Source organism: Bacillus timonensis, assembly GCF_000285535.1.
In the GTDB taxonomy this organism is placed as follows: Bacteria; Bacillota; Bacilli; order Bacillales; family Bacillaceae_L; genus Ferdinandcohnia; species Ferdinandcohnia timonensis.
In genome coordinates this window covers 301,630-322,121 of sequence record NZ_HE610986.1, presented here as the reverse complement: position 1 = coordinate 322,121, position 20,492 = coordinate 301,630, and the positions used below count along the sequence as shown (strand labels likewise).

Below are 20,492 nucleotides of genomic sequence, written 5' to 3'. Positions count from 1 at the left end.
GATTTTATGAATAGAAGAGAATCTGGCCACTTCGGACAATGGCTAGGATATTCACAAAATACTGATACAAATTCATCTAAAAGAAATACTCATATGTCTCGTGGTGAAGTAAGAGGTATAAATACATCTACATGCCAACAACTTGCCAATATTATAGGGGGGATGGTTGTTACAGCAGCTCCAGTTTGTGTCGTTCAACGTCTTCGAAATATTGATGCTACGATTTTGGGACTTAAAACTCAATCTCCTTTAGCCCTTCCTTTTGCTCTTTCCTTTGAAAATAACGGTTTAAACTTAGGAGAATCGGTCGTTCTACAAAAAGAAATTAACCCATTCCTGACAGAATTACGAAAAAGAGGATTAATAGTCACTGCCGTTCATAACCACTGGCTATTTGATAAACCACGGTTAATGTATATGCATTGGGAGAATGCTGAGGATAATTCGTTTGATTTTGCTACAAAAAGCTTTGAAGCAGCTAAAGCAGCAGGGCTTTTCAAAAAATAAGCAGTATAATAGACATTTGAATCTCCGTGTGTCATTAGGCGAAGTCTTATAAAAATTAGTTTATAAATGATGTAATTAAAACAAATGAGTACTGTCGTTCAAAAAACTTTCGACGACTGAAAAGGAACCCTAAATAAAAAGCTGATCTACATCGATCAGCTTTTTTGTGGTCTTTTGTTATTGAGAAGAAAACTACTTTTTAATATACCATTCTCAACTTCCCTGTGGCAATTCGCGCACAATAAATCACATTTATCAAGCTCTTTCTTTATTCTTTCCCACGAACGAGTTAATCCCTTGTTTGAAATGCTGAACTCTTTTTTTGATGGGTCACGATGATGAAATTCCAGGGCTCTAATGCATCTGTTGTATCCGCATCTTAAACACTTTCCACCTTTATATTGAATCGCCATCATCGTTAACTTTTTTCTTCGCTTGGTTGTGGCAATAACACGTTGCTTCTTTCTTTTCTCAATACTTTGTAGTTTTTCTTCTTCACTCCTGTTTCTTGAAACATAAGGAGAACATCTTAAGCAATATTTCCGGTTGGATTTAAGGCGAATGACCTTTCCATTTACTTCTGTTGTTTTTTCAATTAATCGATAGCAGTATTTGTTTTTGCAAAACTTGTCTCCAAGCAACTCTCGAGCTTTGTAAGGTGAGCAACTTAGGCAATACTTACGCCCGCCATTACTCAAGTAGATTTTCTCTCCATAGTGAATAACAAAACTTGGTATTTCATTGTTGCAGCCTTCTTTTTTACAAATCCTCATTCAAACACTTCCTTAAGTTAATAATGGTAATTTATCCAACAATTAGCATATTATACTTAGCTCTAAATGATATTTCGGAGTTATTAAGATAAGTCTAGTTCAACCTTTCCTGTTTTTATTAACGATTGTTACTGACGTCCTTTCATGGAACTTTTTTTAAAAACTGTCGTCTAAGTAAGAGAGGAGGGATAAGTATGAAATGGCAAAAGTATTTTATTGTTTTAATTACACTCTTGTTATTAGTAGGTAGTGGTTGTGCGAAAAACGAAGAACAAATAATAGATGTGCAGAAGCGTGTGGGTGAAGAAAATAACTATGAAGATTTCCATAAGATTTCTGACCATGAGCTAGTTCAAAAAGTGAAGGAAATAGTACGTGATGTTGATTGGGAAATGGCCAAAGTGGAAATGGCGCGTCCTGCTGATTACAGATTTGCATTTCAATTTAAGAATCCTAATGCAGAAGCTAAAGCTGTATTATATGAACTATGGATAAGTCCAAATAAAGATAAAGTAGAACTCGTTATAGAGGCCGAAAGTAAGTATGCTCAATTAAATGAGAAGGATTCTGCTGCTTTATTTGAAATAGTAACCGGGGAAAAATTATCAAATTAAAATTGTAGTGTTTCGTTTAATGGTTAATTGTAAGTATTGATAAACACCGCCTATATAAAAAAGGGGATGTCATGAGTAAATCACTTGTTACTTTATTTACGTTTGTATCTCTTATTTTTCTTGTTAGTTGTAGTGCTGATGGTGGTAAAGTAACCGCAAGAGATGTTTTAAACCAGGATGAAGATGCGGATGTCTTAAAATACAATGGTTTTATGTACAGTAATGTCACTAATCTTGAGTGGTTTGAAAAAGATAAGAGTAAATTTCAAAAAGGAAAAGAAATTGGGGAAATCAAAAATGTAACAGATTCATTTCTATTCTTTACTAATTTCTCAGCTACAAAGTTACCTAAGGGAACAATCCTGTATGATACGAATGACGGGGATACTGGAATGATTGTAGTAGAAACGGAAAATGGAAGTCTTTTATATTACATGCTATTGCTAGAAGGCTAATTTCTATCGGATGTGAAAGTTGTAGAATCATTTTTAGATATACTTTATAGGTGGGAAATAAGGATATCTTTAATGAGAGAAACATTGTGAAATTTTATGAGAGGTTATAAGGCAGTGATAATTAGATGATGCCTTTCTTAATAGAATTCGTACATAAAAAATCCGAACCATAAAATAGTCCGGATTTTTCAATATACCCTACTTCAAATCAATCGTTAACGCATCCAAATGTACTTCTTTGTTCCCAAGTTTATACGAAGGCTGCACCTGTATAAATTTCGGTGGTTTTTTACTATCTATTTCAAAAATAATAGTAGAATTTGAAACGGAATTTAAGGATAAATTTTCACCTTGCTCATCAACGATAGCAAAATGTAAGTTCTCACCCTCAACTCCAGCTGTTTCAATCTCTTCATAGGTTAAAATAGCGTTCGTCTTTCCAATGTTTATATCACGTAAAAGCAAGCTATAGTCATTGTTTGATGAATGTAGTGTTTGGTTTAGTTCTATTTCCCTTGAAGGTAATTTTTTGACAGAGAGGTTAAAAGACCATTCTCCGAATACCCCAGCCATATGCGTAAATGTAATCGGGAGCGTTAACTCTTCAGAATTTTTCACGTTACGGGTTTCTAATATCATCGCACCGACATAGTCGTTACCTTGTTTTGTTAATGTTCCCATCACGCCTCCCCATCCTGATTCATCCTTTCCGTCGAACATCTCATAGGCGTAACCTGGCTCAGGTCCTGTTTCTCCCCCAAATGTATCGGATAAGTTTTCACCAGATGCTTTAAAGGTTAAACCAACATATGATCCATCATAAAAAATGGATGTAATACTCATTTTGACCCCATTATCTTCAACGGTTTCATTGATCTCCGTAATAAGTTGCTCTTCAGCCAAATCCTGACCGATTGGCATTTGATAATTTTCATAAATCCCTCCAATAATCGGCACCTGCGCTAGAACCTGATTAATAGGTGAAAAAATAAATCCTGACACAAGGAGTACAGCAGCAGCCCCAGATGTAATTAGGGATGTTCTTTTTAATGGCTGTATGTATTTTCTTTTTTTGCGAAACTTATCCCCACGTTCAATACCTTTCTCAATTGCTGAACGTAGTTCGTGTGTTGGAATTTCCATCTCGTTAAATAAATCTTTTCCCATAATAATCAGCCCCTAACGTTTTTCTTAATTCAGCTTTTGCACGACGTAAGTATGTTTTAATCGTAGATTGTGGCTTATCTAGAACTGTAGAAATCGTTCGAATCGGTAAATCGTAATAATAGAAAAGTAGGATTGCATTTCGATAGTTCCCATTTAACGACTCAAGTGCCTCCGATAAATCGATTGACAGGTTCAACTCAGGTGTTTGACTCGAATCAATGAGATAATCTAATCCCTCTTCCGGTAGTTGTACCACCTTCTTTTTCCGTGCAAGTTCTTTGTAGGCGGTACGAATTAGGATTTTCACCAACCACGTACTAAAAAAAGCGGGCGATTTCAATTGGTGTATGGAAATATAGGCCTTGTAAGTAGCTTCCTGAATAATATCCAGTGAATCCTCTTTATTCCGCATATGAAGATACGCAATTTTATATAACTTTTCACTTTCAAATTTAATAAGTTGTTCAAATGCTTGTTTGTCACCAGCAATAGCCAACTCAGCTAATTTCGTAGAATTCGACATTAAGTAACCTCCTTTCAACTATTAGAGGCAGGATAAAGAGTAAAAGGTTTCAACAAATAAAATATGTATAATCTAATATAACATTTTGTTGTATAAAAAAGTTTCAAACGATAGTTTCCTATGAAGGAGGTAGACTTTAAATGTTGAATTTAATACTGTGGCAAAGAATAATAATAAAAAGGAGGTGCTCAAAGGTTCACACGTTCACACGTTCAAACCTTGAACATCCCTCCATTTTTTATAACCCAAATGCCTCTGAATATTTTACGACACGTTGAAAATGTTCAGGATAATTAAAGGAACGAGATGAAAAGTACATAAGCGGCTCTTTCTGAGATGAAGTTTTAATACATTTAGAAGATGTACATGAATGCTATAATGAGCCTATCATAATTTACAGAATGAGGACGTGGTTTACATCATTCATGCAATTTTCTTTTTTATACTAGCGGGACTCGCCGAAATAGGCGGAGGTTATTTAATTTGGCTTTGGTTGAGAGAAGGAAAACCCTATTATTGGGGAATTGGTGGCGGAATTGCTTTAGCTTTATACGGAGTAATTGCGACCTTTCAAACCTTTCCATCATTCGGAAGAGTATATGCTGCCTACGGTGGAGTTTTTATCGTTCTTTCAGTCCTATGGGGGTGGGGAATTGATAAAAAAACACCGGATTTATACGATTGGCTAGGTGCCGGTATCTGTATAATTGGTGTATCAGTCATGTTATTTGCACCGCGACAATAACAAGTAAGGCGATGATCTATGGAAGGATCAACGCCTTTTTTCGTTTATCGGCTTTACGTTTTTTAGAGACTGTTTTAATGAAAAATACACCTGCAATCAGGGCTAGCAAATTGAGAGAATCACCAAAGTTAATGGTGAATTGAATGTTGTTATTCACTCTTATATAATTTCTATTATCTGTCTTCGCTTGTGGAGCATTTTCATTCTTATCCAAAATAATCCCTCCCATTTGACTCCAAGACTGGTTGTCCTATTCAAATATATGAACACGTATAGTAGTGTATGCAATAAATATAAATGAAGAAGGACTAACTATTTCTTGAAGGAATATGGTGAGTTTTCCAGAATATATAGTAGGTAAATTAAATGAGTTTGATGGAGCTTCTTGTGTAGAGAAACGCCTTTATAATTTGATAGTTGGGGGCTAAAGTATGTCAAAGTTCGTGAGTATCTTTTTCTTAACCCTATTAATCTGTATCGTTTTCTTTTATGCATTGTTAAACGTATTTGATGGTGGGGACCACGTCGAATCAGCAGTTTATACATTCGGTACCATCATTCTTATACTTCAAGCATTTGTTATTGCCCTTCTTTACTACCTGATAGATTCGGTGAAAAAAAAGCATTAAGTAATCAGACTCCTAAAGACAATAATTTTATCAAAAAAACAAGAACATAAACGAGGTATGTTCTTGTTTTTGTGTGGTGTTGGTTTGAATGCTAACATTTAACTAACATTTAGGGAAGTAGCAAGCACCTATAATGATTAATAAAATAAACAACACAACGACTAATACAAAAGTATTGTGACAATGTACAGGACCAGCGTACCCATACCCATAACCATAGCTAGGCTCAATGTAATCATAGCTAGGTGCTGCAAAAGTTGGTTGTGGTGCTACATAAGTGGGTTGTGGTGGCAAGTACTGACTTTGTAACGCATTTACGTTAGAAATATTTAGATCCATATTCATTCTCCTTTTCTTTATTGTGTAGATTCCCTACAGTATACTCACCTAGGATTTATTTGCTACGATTCACCATGAAAATGGGTCATTGTCACGAAGGTAAAGTGCTCATACCTGTGATGCTCTTTCTTGGATAAAAAGCAACAAATAATGTCATATTTTCGTATGTATGTGTAGTGAAATGGATAAATGATTCAATTTTTTAGTCTATATCATACGAGATTAGGAGGTGGACCTGTTTGAAGAAAACAGTAATCATCACTATTCTTTTCCTATTGGCATCCATTGTTATATTCCTAAATGGTTTTCAGTATTTTAAAAGTACGATGAACGCTAATCTATTAGAGGATGTAGAAGGTACAATCTATTATACGAAAAGAGTAGATGGGGTACTTACGCTATTTAAATCAGATGCTTCATTGCAAAATGAGACATTGATTTATAGCCATAAAGGAAAGGGTAAGGATAACTACGGGGGTAATAATGATAATATTATCGACTTTCATTATGACAAAGCATATCAAACGATATCTTTCATCGCGATGCATGATGGTTCTTGGAGTATGTTTTCCCTAAAGGATGGAGAAACCAAGCCAACATTGAAACATAAGCAAGAAATGATGGAACATACAGAATATATTCAAAATCAATTTGAAAATCTCTCAGTTATCGATCAACAAGGTTCACTTTATTTATTGGAAGATGGGAATGAAAAAGTGATTAAAAAGTTCCACGGTATTTATGATGGGAACGAAAAATTTACTGGATATACTCCTATTGGATTTTCACCGGATGGAAAATATCTTGTTTATCATTCAATGGAGCATGTAACATCGTTAGGAACAATTTTAGAGGGGCTTTTTCAAGATTCAGTGGGTCACACGTATATTATGGATTTATCAACAATGAAAAGTACTAGATATATAGATGCATATACTATCCAATGGATAACAAAGACAGAGTAATATGAAACCATACATGAGTTCGTACGTATGATATACAAAAGAACATACCATCACTAGGGGGGAATGCTTTGGCAGATGCCATTTTGTATTTTATTTTCATGATTCCTGTGTATGCCGTGTTAATTTGGACCTATTTTAACCCTGAAGAGAGTATGCTGTTTGGGGAAAGATGGATGTATAAAGAAGAACCTGAGTTTTCGGATGATGCTATTCGTTATACGAAATTTATGGCAGGTGTATGTATATTCCTTATATCATTGATTTTTGTACTCCAAGTTACTGAACATTTTATCATTCGACTTTTCATCGTTTTAGGGTTCGCATCTTATGTCATAATCGGTGGTTATCGGCTGTTAAAAAAATACGTGGATTCCTAGACGAACCAAGAACAGGTTTGGAATCTGAGAATAAAGTTAAGAAATTTCTGTATAATGGGTTTATGTGGAAGTTTTAGATGAAAAATGGAGGGGACATATTCAATGGAGAATGAAATCATTGTTGATAAAGAAAAGCATGAAAAACCAAAAGTGAAAGTGGAGCGGAAAGAAGGAGAACCGACTGCAGCCTTTAAAGGAGCTTCCTGGGGAGCGTTATTGGTTGGTGTTTCCGCTTATCTTATCGGTTTATTTAATGCAGCAATGGAACTGAATGAAAAAGGATATTATTTTGCGATTTTAATATTCGGTCTGTATGCATCGGTTTCTTTACAAAAAGCAGTAAGGGATAAAGAAGAGGGAATTCCAGTTACAAGTATTTATTATGGAATTAGCTGGGTTGCTCTTATTGTATCGATTTCATTGATGGCTATCGGTTTATACAACGCTGGAAGTATAGTATTAAGCGAAAAAGGATTTTACGGGATGGCATTCGTGCTAAGTATTTTTGCGGCAATTACTGTTCAAAAGAACATTCGTGATACACAAAAGGCAAGAGAAAGAGATTAATGTAAAAAAGGACCATCCACTTCTAAAATGGATGGTCCTTTTGTGATTTGTGTTTTTTCCGTTTCCATAACAGAAATGGAAGCCAGCCTAATAAAATGATAAGAATGATGGACATGGCCGTGAGAAACATGGTATCTGTCAGAAGGATATCGGTGTAATCCTTAAAATCCATTTCTTTGGCATAGACTTGATACGGGTTATCCACATTATAAATAATCGGCATTTCCTTCGTATATTTGTTATATGTATGCCGTGTCACACCCTTAACGATAAAAATACTTTCATGATTCTTCGGTTTATACATCAAGGAAATGTAATACTCAGTTGTGTTATATCTTGATGTTCCTCTATCAAAACCACGATCTGTAACGATTGCTGTTGTTTCAGCGTGATTTTTTCCAATATATTTTTCATACCCATCTTCAATTGCTGATTTTGTATCAGTCGATAGAAAGAGAAGAATTGCGCCAATCACACCGCCAAAAATGAAAAAGGAAATAACAAAACCCGCAATTTTATCCAGGTATAAACGTTTTGAGAGGGTGGCGAACAATTCCCAAATGGCTCTAATTTTGAAAAGCCAATATAAAATATATCCGATTGGATACAGACTAAAAACGGATAAAAGGATATAAAACCAACGAACTTCCTCTTTTAACAGCGTATCTGTGTAAAATTTTCCGTCCACTTCATAACCTGGAATCGTATCTCCAACGTCCACTTGTTCAAATAAATCATGATCGATAATAACCATTGAATCATTATGCTTTGTGGGGATACTACTTTCAGGCAACGCTCCGATTTGAACAGTAAAGATTGGACCCTCTAATAAACCATTCACAATATACTTACGCCAAATTCTCTCTTCAACCTGATTTGCGTTCGCTTCCTTAAGAAACTCCTTATGCTCCTGAAGATTGTCGTAATTTGTATAAATGATAAAGATAAATGTTGCGAAAGCCAGCAGTTTCGACCAATTAATTTCCTTCATTGATTAACTCCCTTATATTTCCTTTTTCTATAAGTATAGGAAACTCCATCTCCATTGGAAATGGGACTAATGTACCACAGGACTTTTCGGCTGAAAATGCAATGGCGCGTATAAAAGTGTTTCTTTTCAAGACATAAAAATATATAGTGGAGTTGGATGAATCATGTTAAAAATGGATGAAACTGGAACTAGGTGGAGGGATTCTCTTGAGATGTGGTGCTAAATGCTTTCTTGTCGAAATCGAAATAGATGCTAAAACAAAAGTGATGCCAGTCAATGCAAGGACATCCGCAGAAGCGAGAAAAACCATTCGCAGAGAATACGGGACAGAAACTCAGATTCTAGCAGTAAAAGAAGAGAAGAGGAAATGATAATCATTGAGAGTATCGAGGGAGGTCAAGCATGGGGGAATTGATAGAGGGATTTTTATTCTATATGGTTGCTTTAAGCCCCGCAGTAGTGGGAATACCATTACAAATAAGAGCAACTCGAAAGAGCCAGAGATTAGATAAGTTTTTTGCAATCAATTGTATACTAGCATCTGGAGTCCAAATTGTTTTTATTGTACTCTATGTGTATTATGTAGCCAACAAGGGTGGACAACAAGCTGAAGCGATCGGGTGGTTATTAGTTGCATATGTGCTTTTCTCAATCGTAATTATAGGTCTTAATACGTTACTAGTGCTTTTAACTCACTTAATAACGAAGTGGATTATGAAAATCAAAGCTAATAAAGTAGCAAGGAAGATATAGTCCAAAGAATGTCATATAGACATTCTTTGGGCTTATTTTTATGTGAAAAAGGGCAACCGTAATTATTAATCTCTAATTTGTTAAAACCTGTAATTTTCCAAATGGTAGGAAAAATAGATGTAACATTTGGAAAAATGTGCTAATTTAGAAGAGTATATAAGAATTTGCTGGGGGTCTTTCATGCGAATAGCTCGAAATATACTATTTTTAATATCTAGCCTTGTATTAACAGCTTTTTTGATAGCAGTCATTTATCTGTTTGTAAATAACATAATAGGACTTATTATTCTAGTTGTCGGTTTAATAGCTTTGGTTACATTAATGATAATTGTGGCAGTTGGTTTAGGCAAAAGAAAATTCTTATTTATACAAAATAAGAGTTGCATTTTGTTGACGTACGTTTATTTAGTTGCCACAATTATATTACTATGCGGGATTTGTTTTTATCATTTTATCCTTCACTATAAATTTGGCGACATGTCGGTAGGAGATAAGTTGAAACTTCTGCAACAAATCACAGTAGTAAGAGAGATTTCAGAAACAATGATGACAAAGGACTACCCGGTTTTAGAACATCAACACATCACTTTTAAGTACCATCCTGAAACAGAAAAACAAGTATATAAACTCATTGAATCAATGGAGGAAATCAAAAGAGTAGAAGAGGAAATGTTTGGTCAGGCAATCGCCAAAAGAGACCCTTTAGAAGTCGTTGTCCTTCGTAATTCAAACGATTATTATGAGTTAATGCCGTTTTTACCTGAATTAATTGATGGAGCCTACGACAACAAAAATAAAACGGTGCTGATTTACCAGAACAGTAAAGATGAAACATTTATGGTGGGGGCTTTCGCACACGAGTACACCCATTATCTTTTAGATCTTTTTTCATTGAAAGTTGGACTACAACATGATGACGTACCACTCTGGTATAACGAAGGAATAAGCGAATACATCCATTATCAAATCATTGACACCCCCAGAACACCAGGAATTTTAGACACAAATTTATCCTTCTCAGACCTACATACATCAAAAGACTGGAACTCCGCATCTGAGAGCTCGGACACCTATTACTTAGCGAAAAAAGCAATTGATTATCTTGTGGGACAACATGGTAAGAAAATATTAGCTAGTATTCTTTTAGACCAAAAGGAAACTGATTCATTCGAGGTATCGTTCGAAAAGATAACAGGCTTACAATTGAGTACCTTGAACCAAACCATTTTCTCAGTAAATGAAGAATTAGATAAAGCATGGCGTGCTTGGCAGGAAGGTGACAATGAAACAGCAGAGAAAATGTATCTTGAAATTATTAGGAAATACCCTGATGAAAGTTTAGCATGGCATCAATTCGCACTCTTACTTGAAGAACAACAGCGGTGGGATGAGGCGCTTGAAGCTAGACGTAAAGTTTCCCAGTTAACACCGAACGATGGAGTTTCATTTCTAAATTTATCCTATCTTCTTATAATTTTCAACACTAAGGAATCTCTTGATATGGCAAACAAAGCTTTAGAATTATCAAAAATGGACTCATTTGGAAATGTTCCATTCTATCAAGAATGGGTGAATGAAATATCAATTTTTCATCAATTGAAAAATCAAGGGAAAGAAGTTGAAGCCTACCGATTTATTTTTCAAAGCGAACAATTATCAAACCAAACAACAATTATGGGTGAATTAAAACGGCAAGCAAAAGAGAAATATCCTGGAGAATTTTAATCTAACGAATAAGGAGGTCACGAATAATGAGTCACTTAATTCGAGACCAATACCCACTTAAAGGTAAAAAAGTATTGATAACTGGAGTTAGTCGTCGCCAAGGTATCGGGTATGCAATTGCTCGTCAAGTGGCAGCATGGGGAGCATCTGTGATTATTCATCATTTCCAGTCACATGATAAAGAACAAGCCTGGGGCGCAGACGATTTGAGCGAAGTAGTTAAAGGAATAAAAGCTGAGCTACGAGATGATGCATCTCTGTATGATAGTAGTGGAGATTTTTTAGACCCGGCAGAACCAAAAAGGCTGATGGATGAAATCAGTAAAAATTGTGGCCATATAGATGCTCTTGTTTGCAATCATGCAATGAGTGGAAGTGATGGTGCAATTGGCGAGTTAACTGTAGACATGCTAGATAAACACTGGGCAGTTAATGCACGCTCATCAATTTTACTATCACAATTTTTTGCGAAACAACACGACACTCATTCAGGCGGGGGCAGAATCATTTTCATGACTTCGGGACAAAGGTTAGGGCCAATGTTTGGTGAAATCGCATACGTTGCATCAAAAGGAGCACTAGCTGATCTTACGCTCACAATAGCTGATCAACTGGCTGATCAAAATATTACTGTCAATACCGTGAATCCAGGGCCGGTCGATACCGGGTATATGACGAAAGAATTGTGGGAAAGTCTGAAACCAATGTTTCCATTTGGTAGAATGGGACAACCTGAAGACCCTGCACGGCTTATTGCGTGGTTATTAACGGAAGAAGCATCCTGGATTACCGGACAAATCATTCATACAGAGGGTGGCTTTGGCCGTTGGCGTCCTCATTCATAAACATGGACTTTGATTAATGTGAATTAGGAATATTGGTATCGACTACAGAATAAACGTTATAATACAAGCCTTCCTACTTTATTTCGTTAAGGTGCTGATTTTTTGAATAGGAATAAGAATATTCATGTAGCAATCTTATTGCTTATGTTGATACTTGTTATCCTCATTGTCCATGTGATTCTTCATGTGAATGTGTATATTGTTTACAGTGCAAGCCTTGGTACGATTTTTATGATTGGGCTCATCATTTTCCTTATTGTCTTACTTATTTTAAAAACGTAATCAGTTTGAAAAAGTGTTAATCGATAGAGGATTAACACTTTTTATGTTGAATGTATTTATAAATGATTTAGTAAGGAGAGCCTTGATAATGGTTATAAAATTACTAATCTTACAAACAGATAGAATCAATGAAATGAAGAAGTTCTATGTGGACCTCTTTGGTTTTCCTTTGATAAAAGAAGATAAAGATTGCTTTCGAATTGCAGTGGGTTCAAGCCAGTTGGAATTCACATCGGAGAAAGTAAAAGGTCATCCCTATTATCACTTTGCCTTTAATATTCCGTCTAACCAATTCAATGAAGCGAAGTCATGGGTTAAAGAGAAAGTGAAATTAAATGTCGAGGATGGAGAAGATGAGGTCTATTTTTCCTTCTTTGAAGCAAATGCCCTATATTTCTATGATCCAGCTGGAAATATTGTAGAATTTATTTCAAGAAACACCTCAAAAACAGAAACGAAAACATTTTCGATAGAAAATGTTTTAAATATAAGCGAAATAGGTCTTACTGTAGATGATGCTGTTAAAGCAGGAAATAAGTTAATGGAGATTGGTATATATGAACGGGATAATGGCCCATTAAGCCAAACGTCACTCAATTTCATGGGGGAGAAATCAAAAGGAATCTTTATTATCCTTAATCAACCTGGGAGAAGATGGATTTTCTCTAATAAAATATCTGAAGTCTATCCTGTTGAAATCCTCACAGACGATAGCAGTAGAATTACGGTTCGCTCTGATAATCAAGTAGAAATCTATAAAGGAGGTGGAAGGTTATGATTTATATTGCACTTCTTCGCGGGATTAATGTTGGTGGGAAAAATAAAATTGATATGAAGTTGCTTAAACAAATGTTTGAACAAGTAGGTATGAATGATGTGGTAACATACATCAATACAGGTAATATTATTTTTACATCCAATGGCCAATCCAAAACGGAACTCTCACGTATTTTGGAAGAAGCAATACATAATGAGTTTGAATTACAAATAAAAGTGGTAGTTCGTAGTATCGATGATGTCAGAGGAATCATTGACGCAATTCCTGAATCATGGAAAAATGACAACAATATGAAAAGTGATGTCATGTTTTTATGGGATGAAATGGATGATGAATCTGTACTAGAGCAATTGGTCATCAAACCCAATATTGACACGGTGAAATATGTCCCGGGTGCGATTCTATGGTCCGTTGACAAGAAAAATGTCACCAAAAGCGGAATGTCAAAGATCATTGGAACAAAGTTATATAAGCAAGTTACCGTAAGAAATGTCAATACTGCTCGTAAGATATATGAACTGATGCAAGCACAAAACAGGTAGTCCTTCAGATAAATGTAAACAAGTAAATAGCTTAATTAAGAATTGAAAGGAGGTATAAAAACATTGGATAAATTATGGATCAGCTCTTCAAAATAATAAATTTTGAGGAGGAAAAAGAATAATGATAACTTTTAATAATAGAAAAATGATAGAAAGAGAACAATTAGAAAAACTATATAATGATGTAGAATGGTATGCTTATACACAGGATTTAGATGTTCTGCAACAGGCAGTTGAACAGTCATTAGAAATTGTATCAGCATGGAATGGCGAAGAATTGGTTGGGTTAATTCGTGTTGTAGGTGATGGATTAACAATTATTTATATTCAAGATATTCTTGTGTTACAAGCTTATCAAAACCAAGGAATTGCTACTCAACTAATGCAAAAAGTTCTTCAGAAATATAAAAATGTTCGTCAAAAGGTATTACTAACAGAAGAAGCCCCTGATGTAAGACATTTTTATGAAAAGAATGGCTTCGAATCATGTGATAAAGGTTCTTTAGTAGCTTTTGCTAAGTTAAGTTAGAGGATTTAAAAAAAAATTGTAAACCAGGTGCCAATCAACAAGAGCAATGTGACTTATCGCATTGCTCTTTGTCATTTTTTTAACCTGTTTAATTAAAAAAGGAATTGTTATAACTTATCTAAACTCAAAAAGCTGTTATTGTATTCTAAGATTTAGTTAACACTATAATAGTGATGAATAAACCCTTGACTATAAGAAAAATTTTTTGGTATAGTTACAAACAGACCGGTTGGTATGGTGGAGGTGCACGACGGGAATGGATACAAAATCGCTAATCATCGAAGTAGCTACAAAGCTTTTCCAGGAAAAAGGGTATATAGGTGTAGGCCTAAGTGAAATTTTAAAAGCATGCAATATTTCAAAAGGTTCGCTTTATCATCACTTTCCAGATGGAAAAGAAGAATTACTCATTGCTTGTCTGGATTCTTTGAATGAAGTGATTACACAAGATATTGAAGACATTTTTAATCAGTTTTCAACTACAAACGAAGCCATAGAAGCGATGATTGATAAATTAATTCTTAACTTTGAAACGGAAGGAACCATAACTGGATACACGTTTAGCAGCATTGTCAGCGAAATGGCTTCACTTAGTGAACCAGTCCGAAATGCGTGTTCCCTCTTATATTCAAAAATGCAACAAATTTATTCGAAGAAGTTAGTAGCAGATGGGTTTTCGACAGAGGTAGCTAATTCGCTTGCACTCACGATGGTAGCGACTGTAGAGGGTGGAATGATGCTTTGTTTAACACAAAAATCTAGCCATCCGCTAAAGATAATTTCACAGGTTATCCCGAACATTTTGAAGGACTATACGAAGTGAATTTTGCAGATAGCAACTAACCACCCCGAAAAGTGAATAATATGGTTTTTGAAAAACGGCTAATTCCAATTTTCATGAGCGCAGCTCTAGTAAAAATGGGATTGGCCTTTATTTTGCAAAAAATAGGGGAAACGAAAAAAATTAGACAAAAAACTGGTCAAATCAAAGAAAAAGGAGATTTTTATGAATACACAATTACAGGTCAAAAATCCTAAAACAATGGCCTTTATTTTAATGTTTGGTACCTTTATAGGATTATTTGGGGAAACAGCATTAAACATGGCTTTAACAAATATTATGAGTGAATTTTCAATAAAACCAGCTATTGCCCAATGGCTGACAACAGGATATTTATTAGTATTGGCGATATTGGTACCAATTTCTGCACTATTGATGAAGTGGTTCACTACGAGACAACTAGTTATTGGGGGACTTGTCATATCACTATTAGGAGCGGTATTGGCTGCTTTATCTCCTAATTTTGCAACACTCTTAGTAGGCCGTATCGTGCAAGCAATAGGAACCGGAGTGTTAATACCAGTTATGACGAGTGTTCTTTTAATTATTTTCCCTGTTCATAAACGTGGAGTGGTAATGGGGATTATGGGACTTGTTATTACATTAGGACCTGCATTAGGTCCAACACTTTCAGGGGTCATTATTAGTACGTTAGGTTGGCCATATATTTTCTGGATTAGCACTCTCTTATATGTATTATTGACACTTGTAGCTGTCGTCAAAATTCAAAATGTGTCAGAAATTACAAGGCCCAAAATTGATTATTCATCGGTTGCTTTATCATCAATCGGTTTTGGCGGAGTAATTTACGCACTTGCAACGATGGCCGAAGCAGCAATCTCATCCCCTAAAGTTTTGGCACCTTTAGTTGTTGGGGTAATTGCACTCCTATTATTTGGCGTTCGCCAAATGAAAATGGATCAGCCGATGGTTAATTTACAAGTATTTAAGTACCCAATGTTTACTTTAGGAACAGCTACAATGTTCCTCGGTATTTTAATGATTTTATCAGCTGGTATTCTTTTACCAATGTATCTAAAGGATGCTTTATTATATAGTGCAGCGGTGGCTGGTTTACTATTACTTCCTGGTAATGCTGTCAATGTTATTATGTCACCAATTGTTGGTACTCTATTTGATAAATTTGGACCACGTGTTTTTGTCATTATCGGTTCTATCATTATTTTGATTGCAAATTTCATGTTTGCATTCGTTATCTCAGAATCAACTCCGGGTTGGCAAATAATTGTTGCATTTATGATTTTCTTCTTTGGGATAACGATGGTAATGATGCCCTCACAAACAAACGCACTAAACCAGTTGCCACGTGAATTATATGGTGATGGTTCAGCTGCTATGAATACATTGAATCAAGTAGCTGGGGCAGCAGGTACAGCGATAGCGATTACGTTATTTACAGCTGGTCAAGGAAGTTATATGGCTGACGTCCCTGATGCATCAGATCCAGAAATTTTAGCCGCAGGTGTAAAATATGCATTCTCCTTTGTTACTGGAATTTCAGTTATTACATTCATTTTAGCTTTATTTGTAAAAAAGAGAACATGTGTCAAGGAAACATCTGCAGCAACAGTAAAAGCAACAGAACCTGTCCAGGGATAGTTAAATTTCAAGAAACCATTCGTAAGTGGTAACCAATGCGAATGGTTTCTTTTTTTGGAAAATAGGAAAAAGAAGCCATTAGTATGCTGCTTTCGTCTTATAAGGACTTTATCGGGAAGGATGGGATGTAATAAAAAGGTTTGGATAGAAATGTAGATTGATTTGTGGATATAGCCCTGTTACCATAAAATTGGGTGAGAGTCCCAAACGAAATCAAAGGAGTCATTTTTCATGATTATTCAATTCATTCGTTATAGATAGAAATGGGTATAGACGATTTGTTGGCCCCACTTTTTTTGAAAAGAATGGTGAGGGTTTATTTGTCTATGCCTTTTTCATTTTAAAAAACGAATGAATGAGGTGGCTTTTTTGTTACAACAGAATAAAAGATTAATGCAAAGTGCAAATTATGTGAGTAAATTTGAGTCAATGTTCGCCTGTCCTATTTGTCATTTGCCTATGAAGGTTAGGGAGTCTAAAAGCATAATCTGCTCCAAACATCATACGTTTGACTTTACAAAACAAGGCTACTTGAATTTTATGACTCGTCCAGTTAACACGAAATATAACAAGGAACTTTTTGAAGCAAGACGAAAACTTATTGTTGAAGGTGGTTTTTTCGAGCCCTTAAGCCGTAAAATTGCAGAGATAATCAATGATGCACAATTAGGACATACACTATCAATCCTTGACACGGGATGTGGGGAAGGTTCGCACTTATCGAGTATTTGTAGGAGTGTGAATAAAGATGTCGTCGGTGTAGGTATTGATATTTCGAAGGAAGGAATTCAATCTGCTGCCAAAAGTTACAACGATAAGATTTGGGCGGTGGCAGACCTTGCAAAAACACCATTCAAGGAGGCATCATTTGATGTCATACTCAATATGTTGTCTCCATCGAATTATACTGAATTTCATAGACTCTTGAAGATAAATGGAATTGTCATTAAAATTGTTCCTCAAAGTGGTTACCTAAAGGAGCTAAGAGAACAGATTTTTGAAAACCGTTCTTATTCTAATGAGGATACAACTAAAAGATTTCACGAGAATTTTCAATCTGTTGAGAGGATGAGGTTAACGTACAACAAGACCCTTGATAAGTCTGCTCTCGAATGGTTGGTTCAAATGACACCAATGACATGGTCGAAAAAAGAAAAAATAACGCCTTTTTTAAAGAAGGAATACGCCCAGATTACGGTTGACTTAGATATATTAATTGGGTTGAACAATTGTTAACTTTATCAAAAGAACCCCCTGCTTCTTGAAGCAGGAGTGCATTACTTTCGAATGATATTCAAAATAAGTGGACAATTTCCTGTTAAGCTGCAAAATAGAGCTCTGGTCGGGCGATATAAACGGAGATATTCCCATTAAGCTAAGAAAAAGTAGCAATTTACCCGTTTTTTTAGACAATAGTCGGAATCTCTCCGTCTATTAAAGCTATTTTAAGAGCTTTTTTCTAAATAACGGTAATTTCTCCACTTATTTATCACACCCACTTAGCATCTAATGAATTCTTACGCTTACGGGTGGTTTTCGTGAAAAAGATTCAAATAAGGCTTAGAGATATTTGAATCTCTAAGCCTTTTTAACAGTGAAATATTTTGTGAAGTTTTTGTGATTTGCGATTTACCGTTTTGCACCTCATAAGTAAACAAGTTATTCTAGAAGTAATGGGTTAAAGATTACCTATTTCCTTACTAAATCTCCCATATTCAGTTCAAATTCCGCATGGTCTCCAAGTGCATGTGGGACCTGAATGCTGATAAGGACTTTATCCTTTACATAGTATGAAAAAATTCCAAATAGATTTTCACTAGTGGTTGGATGATCTGCTTTTTTAAACGCTTCAATAAGATTCTGGGTATCAAGAGTGTTCAAGTATTCAATGATAGCATCCTGTTTTTCCTTATTTGGCTCTGGTGGATTCTCCCAATCAACATACTTCGCATTTTTAAGTATTTCAAGGAAGGTTTCGTCTATTGCAAATAAATCTGAAAATATGATTTTCTCTCCTTTTTTCCAGTCGATATTGGTAGTGAAAAAAAGGTTTGTTGGATACGCCCCACCATTATAATCACCAGTATAAAGAACACTTAAGATATCAGAATCAGGAAGTATGACTTCATAATCCGCTATGAGTGGAGCCTCGCTATCTTGATATTCGTTCAGAAACTGAATGGCTTCCTCTTTCATAAGATGATTACTTTTCTGCTCCATTTCTTTATTCTTCATTTTTGTAAGCTGAGGATAATGAATTGTAAGTTTGCCAATCTCATAGGTGGCAGAATCTATTTCAAAAGGGTCTTCATTTTCTTCTTCTTCAGCTTGTTGAGGTGCATCATTATCATCCACATTCGATGTAGTTTCCTCTTCATTTTCATCTGTTTCTGTTTGTTGTGTTGGTGTATTTTCGTCCCCGTCATTTTGTTGTGTTGGTACTGTTTGTTGGTTCCCGCATCCTGCTAACATCAAGCCAAAACAGAAAAAAACCAACGAAATAAATCGTTTCATTTAATTCTCTCCCCTTTACGTACTCCATTCTACTTTCTATTTTAGTACAATTATGATTGGAAATGAAAATCAGTTGACCGAATAAAACGTAGTTTGTTATCATTTGATTATCGTCTAGTGAACTTTGTTTCTTATTAGAAAACTTAATTTGCATCATACGATTACTATAGAAGGTGAAACCATGAATCTACAGACAGATGTTTGCATTGTTGGTGGAGGTCCTGCGGGTGCCTTACTTGGCTATCTTTTAGCGAAAAAAGGGATAGCTACACTTGTTGTTGAACGCACTTCAGGAAACGAACGTGAATTTAGAGGTGAGCACATCAACGCAGAAACTGAAGCCATTTTAAAAGAACATCATCTTTTCGGTAAAATAGAAGCACTTGGACTATTAAAAATGAAAAAAGTGGAATATTTATATGGCAGAAACATTGTAAAATCAATCACTCCAACAGGTGAAGATCACGTTGGAATCCATATTCCTCAGCCGCATTTTTTAAGAGCTGTTTCAAACGAAGCAGCTCAATTTCCGAATTACCAGCTACTTTTAAATACAACTGTCACTGGGTTAGTTCAAGACGAAAAAGGTCACTATACCGGTGTAAAAGCAAAACAGAATGGACAAGAAATCAATATCTCAAGCTCAATTGTTGTTGGGACAGATGGTCGATATTCAACTGTTCGAAAACTTGCGGGCATTTCAACTATGGAAGAAACACATGGTTATGATGTGCTTTGGGCGAAAATTCCAGCACCAGCTGATTGGGAGCCTTCAACCAAAATGGTGTTTGTCAATGGCCACCAACTGGCATTGTTCACTCAAACAGGTGGGATGATTCAAATCGGCTGGAATATTGAGGAAGGTACATTTGCCTCTTTACGCAAGCAGCCGCTTGAACCTTTTTTAGAGCCATTATTAACAAGTTTTCCTGAATTAGAATCAACCGTTCGGGAGCATATCCAAACCTGGAAAAACTTTGTTTGCTTAAAAGTATTCAGTTCAAAAGCAGAAACATGGGCGAAAGATGGCCTTGTTATTCTAGGAGATGCCGCACATACAATGACGCCAACAGCAGCAATCGGAATTAACTGTGCGATAAAAGATGCGTATGTTTTAGCGCCAATCCTTGAGCAGGCCTTGCTTGATAGCGACTTTAGCGAAACAAGATTAAAAGAGTTCGAGATAGCAAGAAGAGCCGAAATCGAACAGCAACAAGAAATGCAATTTGAAAAAGAAGAATCATTTAAAGACAACTTTTTAGAAGTTATCGGAAGGTAAGCATGCAGGAAAATAACTGCATGCTTTTTTTGCGCTGGAAAATAATCTACTTTTTCAAATTGAAGATTAAAATCAAGAAAGGATTTTCTCATTTCATACCGAATTAAAAATATATGAATAGGTAAAATGTTG

Annotated in this window: 28 protein-coding genes; 21 read left to right on the top strand and 7 right to left on the bottom strand. The window is 35.5% G+C overall.

Going from position 1 to position 20,492, the window contains the following annotated elements:
• Positions 1–6 precede the first annotated feature (6 nt).
• Positions 7–507, top strand: a complete 501-nt coding sequence (locus tag BTHG_RS10155) for a DUF1259 domain-containing protein (protein ID WP_010676640.1) — start codon at positions 7–9, stop codon at positions 505–507.
• Positions 508–662: 155 nt separating this feature from the next.
• Here the strand turns inward: BTHG_RS10155 and BTHG_RS24665 are convergent, their stop codons facing one another.
• Positions 663–1,280, bottom strand: a complete 618-nt coding sequence (locus tag BTHG_RS24665) for a hypothetical protein (RefSeq protein ID WP_010676639.1) — start codon at positions 1,278–1,280, stop codon at positions 663–665.
• Positions 1,281–1,474: 194 nt separating this feature from the next.
• Here BTHG_RS24665 and BTHG_RS10145 point away from each other — a divergent pair, with 194 nt between their 5' ends.
• Together BTHG_RS10145 and BTHG_RS10140 are read left to right on the top strand one after the other, a co-directional pair.
• On the top strand, positions 1,475–1,894 hold the full coding sequence (locus BTHG_RS10145; protein WP_010676638.1) for a hypothetical protein: 420 nt from the start codon (positions 1,475–1,477) through the stop codon (positions 1,892–1,894).
• Positions 1,895–1,965: 71 nt separating this feature from the next.
• Entirely contained in the window at positions 1,966–2,349 is a 384-nt protein-coding gene (locus tag BTHG_RS10140) for a hypothetical protein (protein ID WP_010676637.1), read from the top strand.
• Between the two features lie 198 nt (positions 2,350–2,547).
• Here the strand turns inward: BTHG_RS10140 and BTHG_RS10135 are convergent, their stop codons facing one another.
• Together BTHG_RS10135 and BTHG_RS10130 are read right to left on the bottom strand one after the other, a co-directional pair.
• Complete coding sequence (locus BTHG_RS10135) at positions 2,548–3,516, bottom strand: DUF4179 domain-containing protein (RefSeq protein WP_010676636.1); 969 nt, start codon at positions 3,514–3,516, stop codon at positions 2,548–2,550.
• Positions 3,497–4,039, bottom strand: a complete 543-nt coding sequence (locus tag BTHG_RS10130; RefSeq protein ID WP_010676635.1) for a sigma-70 family RNA polymerase sigma factor — start codon at positions 4,037–4,039, stop codon at positions 3,497–3,499. The genes BTHG_RS10135 and BTHG_RS10130 overlap by 20 nt, the downstream gene beginning before the upstream one ends.
• A 409-nt stretch (positions 4,040–4,448) precedes the next feature.
• On the opposite strand from BTHG_RS10130, the gene BTHG_RS10125 reads away from it, so the two are divergent.
• Positions 4,449–4,784 (top strand): YnfA family protein, encoded by a 336-nt coding sequence (locus tag BTHG_RS10125; RefSeq protein ID WP_010676634.1) that lies wholly within the window; start codon positions 4,449–4,451, stop codon positions 4,782–4,784.
• Between the two features lie 16 nt (positions 4,785–4,800).
• Here the strand turns inward: BTHG_RS10125 and BTHG_RS10120 are convergent, their stop codons facing one another.
• On the bottom strand, positions 4,801–4,998 hold the full coding sequence (locus BTHG_RS10120) for a hypothetical protein (RefSeq protein WP_010676633.1): 198 nt from the start codon (positions 4,996–4,998) through the stop codon (positions 4,801–4,803).
• Between the two features lie 217 nt (positions 4,999–5,215).
• On the opposite strand from BTHG_RS10120, the gene BTHG_RS10115 reads away from it, so the two are divergent.
• On the top strand, positions 5,216–5,413 hold the full coding sequence (locus BTHG_RS10115; RefSeq protein ID WP_010676632.1) for a hypothetical protein: 198 nt from the start codon (positions 5,216–5,218) through the stop codon (positions 5,411–5,413).
• A 102-nt stretch (positions 5,414–5,515) separates the two neighbouring features.
• Here BTHG_RS10115 and BTHG_RS27920 read toward each other — a convergent pair whose 3' ends face one another.
• Positions 5,516–5,644 carry a YjcZ family sporulation protein gene (locus BTHG_RS27920; protein ID WP_232284464.1) on the bottom strand — a complete coding sequence of 43 codons (129 nt, stop codon included), beginning with the start codon at positions 5,642–5,644 and terminating at the stop codon, positions 5,516–5,518.
• A 347-nt stretch (positions 5,645–5,991) separates the two neighbouring features.
• On the opposite strand from BTHG_RS27920, the gene BTHG_RS10105 reads away from it, so the two are divergent.
• The 3 genes from BTHG_RS10105 to yiaA all read left to right on the top strand — a co-directional run bounded on the left by BTHG_RS10105 (position 5,992) and on the right by yiaA (position 7,661).
• Positions 5,992–6,717 (top strand): hypothetical protein, encoded by a 726-nt coding sequence (locus BTHG_RS10105; protein WP_010676630.1) that lies wholly within the window; start codon positions 5,992–5,994, stop codon positions 6,715–6,717.
• Positions 6,718–6,785: 68 nt separating this feature from the next.
• Positions 6,786–7,094, top strand: coding sequence for a hypothetical protein (locus BTHG_RS24655; RefSeq protein ID WP_010676629.1), 309 nt, complete (start codon positions 6,786–6,788; stop codon positions 7,092–7,094).
• Between the two features lie 102 nt (positions 7,095–7,196).
• Positions 7,197–7,661 carry an inner membrane protein YiaA gene (yiaA, locus tag BTHG_RS10095; protein ID WP_010676628.1) on the top strand — a complete coding sequence of 155 codons (465 nt, stop codon included), beginning with the start codon at positions 7,197–7,199 and terminating at the stop codon, positions 7,659–7,661.
• Positions 7,662–7,683: 22 nt separating this feature from the next.
• Here the strand turns inward: yiaA and BTHG_RS10090 are convergent, their stop codons facing one another.
• Positions 7,684–8,652: a hypothetical protein gene (locus tag BTHG_RS10090; RefSeq protein ID WP_010676627.1), complete on the bottom strand. Its 969-nt coding sequence runs from the start codon at positions 8,650–8,652 to the stop codon at positions 7,684–7,686.
• Positions 8,653–8,858: 206 nt separating this feature from the next.
• Here BTHG_RS10090 and BTHG_RS27070 point away from each other — a divergent pair, with 206 nt between their 5' ends.
• From BTHG_RS27070 to BTHG_RS10030, 12 genes are all read left to right on the top strand, one after another.
• On the top strand, positions 8,859–9,023 hold the full coding sequence (locus BTHG_RS27070; protein WP_198420974.1) for a hypothetical protein: 165 nt from the start codon (positions 8,859–8,861) through the stop codon (positions 9,021–9,023).
• 31 nt (positions 9,024–9,054) lie between these two features.
• Complete coding sequence (locus BTHG_RS10080; protein ID WP_010676626.1) at positions 9,055–9,405, top strand: hypothetical protein; 351 nt, start codon at positions 9,055–9,057, stop codon at positions 9,403–9,405.
• Between the two features lie 180 nt (positions 9,406–9,585).
• On the top strand, positions 9,586–11,130 hold the full coding sequence (locus BTHG_RS10075) for a collagenase (RefSeq protein ID WP_010676625.1): 1,545 nt from the start codon (positions 9,586–9,588) through the stop codon (positions 11,128–11,130).
• 26 nt (positions 11,131–11,156) lie between these two features.
• Entirely contained in the window at positions 11,157–11,975 is an 819-nt protein-coding gene (locus tag BTHG_RS10070; RefSeq protein ID WP_010676624.1) for an SDR family oxidoreductase, read from the top strand.
• Positions 11,976–12,077: 102 nt separating this feature from the next.
• Positions 12,078–12,257, top strand: a complete 180-nt coding sequence (locus BTHG_RS10065) for a hypothetical protein (RefSeq protein WP_026021770.1) — start codon at positions 12,078–12,080, stop codon at positions 12,255–12,257.
• Positions 12,258–12,345: 88 nt separating this feature from the next.
• On the top strand, positions 12,346–13,035 hold the full coding sequence (locus tag BTHG_RS10060) for a VOC family protein (protein WP_010676623.1): 690 nt from the start codon (positions 12,346–12,348) through the stop codon (positions 13,033–13,035).
• Entirely contained in the window at positions 13,032–13,577 is a 546-nt protein-coding gene (locus BTHG_RS10055; RefSeq protein ID WP_010676622.1) for a DUF1697 domain-containing protein, read from the top strand. The genes BTHG_RS10060 and BTHG_RS10055 overlap by 4 nt, the downstream gene beginning before the upstream one ends.
• 121 nt (positions 13,578–13,698) lie before the next feature.
• The gene (locus BTHG_RS10050) at positions 13,699–14,106 is read left to right on the top strand and encodes a GNAT family N-acetyltransferase (RefSeq protein ID WP_010676621.1); all 408 of its coding nucleotides are present in this window, start codon (positions 13,699–13,701) and stop codon (positions 14,104–14,106) included.
• Positions 14,107–14,362: 256 nt separating this feature from the next.
• Positions 14,363–14,929: a TetR/AcrR family transcriptional regulator gene (locus BTHG_RS10045; protein ID WP_010676620.1), complete on the top strand. Its 567-nt coding sequence runs from the start codon at positions 14,363–14,365 to the stop codon at positions 14,927–14,929.
• Positions 14,930–14,970: 41 nt separating this feature from the next.
• Complete coding sequence (locus tag BTHG_RS26750; RefSeq protein ID WP_157256165.1) at positions 14,971–15,144, top strand: hypothetical protein; 174 nt, start codon at positions 14,971–14,973, stop codon at positions 15,142–15,144.
• A complete protein-coding gene (locus BTHG_RS10035; protein WP_010676619.1) occupies positions 15,113–16,567 on the top strand; it encodes a DHA2 family efflux MFS transporter permease subunit in 1,455 nt (484 codons plus the stop codon). The genes BTHG_RS26750 and BTHG_RS10035 overlap by 32 nt, the downstream gene beginning before the upstream one ends.
• Before the next feature lie 369 nt (positions 16,568–16,936).
• Positions 16,937–17,803: a putative RNA methyltransferase gene (locus BTHG_RS10030; protein ID WP_010676618.1), complete on the top strand. Its 867-nt coding sequence runs from the start codon at positions 16,937–16,939 to the stop codon at positions 17,801–17,803.
• 453 nt (positions 17,804–18,256) lie between these two features.
• Here BTHG_RS10030 and BTHG_RS10025 read toward each other — a convergent pair whose 3' ends face one another.
• Positions 18,257–19,081 (bottom strand): PdaC/SigV domain-containing protein, encoded by an 825-nt coding sequence (locus BTHG_RS10025; RefSeq protein WP_010676617.1) that lies wholly within the window; start codon positions 19,079–19,081, stop codon positions 18,257–18,259.
• A gap of 181 nt (positions 19,082–19,262) precedes the next feature.
• Here BTHG_RS10025 and BTHG_RS10020 point away from each other — a divergent pair, with 181 nt between their 5' ends.
• Positions 19,263–20,360 carry an FAD-dependent monooxygenase gene (locus BTHG_RS10020; protein ID WP_010676616.1) on the top strand — a complete coding sequence of 366 codons (1,098 nt, stop codon included), beginning with the start codon at positions 19,263–19,265 and terminating at the stop codon, positions 20,358–20,360.
• Positions 20,361–20,492: the final 132 nt, after the last annotated feature.